Source organism: Paenibacillus sp. y28 (assembly GCF_037137075.1).
Taxonomy (GTDB): Bacteria; Bacillota; Bacilli; order Paenibacillales; family NBRC-103111; genus JBBBNV01.
Genome location: NZ_JBBBNV010000076.1, coordinates 1 through 2183, shown reverse-complemented (window position 1 = coordinate 2183; position 2183 = coordinate 1). Strand labels below are relative to the sequence as shown.

General features: G+C 44.8%; 1 protein-coding gene and 1 pseudogene. Both read right to left on the bottom strand.

The annotated features are described in order from the left end of the window. Positions 1 to 72 precede the first annotated feature (72 nt). Positions 73 to 753 (bottom strand): annotated as a pseudogene (locus tag WBG83_RS22255) (phosphohydrolase); the annotation flags it as partial. Positions 754 to 768: 15 nt separating this feature from the next. Then, a complete protein-coding gene (locus tag WBG83_RS22250; RefSeq protein ID WP_336747577.1) occupies positions 769 to 1983 on the bottom strand; it encodes an RNaseH domain-containing protein in 1215 nt (404 codons plus the stop codon). Between the last annotated feature and the right edge of the window lie 200 nt (positions 1984 to 2183).

Genomic DNA, 2183 nt, shown 5'->3' with positions numbered 1-2183 from the left:
TTCGTGCTTTCAGTGTATCACATCGCTTGGTAAGATTAACCTGTTAACGTTGAGGTATTTGAGATTTTAAGCACTAGCTGCCATTGCAATATGACCGATCAACTTTCCCTGGATGCTGTAGTCTGACACGACTCCGAGATGAGCGATCATTTCCTCTGGCTTTGCGATATCATGTAGGATGATCCCGGCTTTGATCATGTCTGCATTCAGGAATGACCGCTGCTTACATAGGAATTCACCAATTTCTAGCATACGAACGATATGGTAGGCCAAGCCCGCAAAGTAAGCATGGTGGTGCATTTTGGCCGCTGGATAATGAGCCAGTTTCTCTCTCACCTTATCGACGCAAAAGCCTACAATATCACGAATGACCCGGTCCGAAATACTCTCAAGGACTTTGTTTATGACTTCTAATAATTCCGTAGATCCCATTGGTGCAGCTCGAACAAAATCGGTTAGAGACACGCCATCCTCGTCCCTTACATTGCGAATCCGTGAGATCTTAACCTGCGGTTTTTCCCGATATAACTGAACGATTCCTTGAACCTTGACAAGCGTCATCGGAGAAAAGTTGTCTCTTTCCGTTTCCTTCACATCCCAATACTTGGCAGGTAGCTGGCCACTGGCATCACACAGCGCCAAATCGAAGTAACCCTTTGCAGGGGAAGTGTTAGTTTGCTTCAATTCCAGTTCCTTCAGCAAATAGAAGCCGACGAATTCATCGTTCGTAATCAGTTCTTTAATCATTGTCATTCTTTGCACCCCCGCTTACAACTCCAAAAACTCTGCCTCTGCTTCAGTAACCTCATACTCCTTAAATTTTAAGTATTTCTTTATCGTACTCGTCATTTTCAAAGGATAAGGCTGTGCCGAAGTCGATTCGAAGGTAATGCACACTTCCCGTAAGCGATGTACCATCCAAGCCAAGCGCTCTCGATCTTGCCTATCCATCGGACCTAATGGCATATATTCCACAACTCGGGGTTGTTGAAATGCTGTTCCTGGGTTATCGTACTTGGTCATGGCTTTGGCAATATTCATCTGGGTCTTGGGTTTGGTTCCGACACCATAATACAGTCCTGACTCGTTATCGGAATAGACACCAATAGAGAAAGACATGGGGCGAAAACCGTAAGCTGGAACATCCTCATTGGAATTGATACGAATAACGGTTATCCCCTGATCGTCCTGTTTCAATCCGGGTAAGTCAGGGTTCTTGTCACAGACAATTTTGTTGTTTTGAATGCCCTCCAACCCTTTATATCGAAGCTCCGCTTCAACTAAAACGATCGGCTCCTTGCCATTCATTCGTTCCATTCTTAACTGCTCTCCGAACCAGCGTGCTATTTCTTTCTTTTGTGCATCCGGGGCTTTGGGAAGCGGATCAAATTGATCTGTTTGTAACACAGCCTCCGATAAAGTCAACCATTCTTCAAGGCCCCGGCTCTTTACCGTTAGTACACCGTCTTCAAATTTTGTAAGAAACGCATAAGTTCCTTTATCACCCGAAACCAGATCATAGGCTATGATTGGGCGTTGTTCATTAACATCCATATGTGCCTTGTAATCGATAACTCCCGCATCCCCCAATAAATCCAAAATACAGTTGAAGACTTTGTGAATATAGCTTGACTCAGGTTTATCCTTCTTACGTTTAGACTTTTTTGCACCTTTCTCTGGATAGACGAATTGAGTGATTCTCCCCGTTAATTGAAACCCTTTGCGTACGGCTTGCTTGGGATCTGTTCCTTCGCCGAGCTTTTTCCAGTCGTCTTTAGGTAATATCTCGATCAAGGAGCACGTGATGAACTGACTCCCTTTAACATGTTCGACGCTTCGGACGATTTTGTTGGTTCGATGTTCATCCGCTAGGTCTTTAAGCTTTCCGCGATCCAAGCCATCTACATAGTCCCTTCTGTCGCACCTGACAATAACGATGCGGTTTCCAGAGGAAGCGTTCAACCTAAAAACTTCTCCGTCCACTTGTTCAGCCAGCAACTTTCCTTTATATTTTTTAGTCTTCAATGCTTCGACGACACATTGATAAAGGGAGTCCGGTCCCCACACTTCAAGCACGAAATCTTTATCGTGACCGCAGTATACAGGTGTACCCGCCAGAGCTTCGCAAAATGATCTACACAACCAACATGATTGAAGGCTACCATCGCCAATTGCGTAAGGTA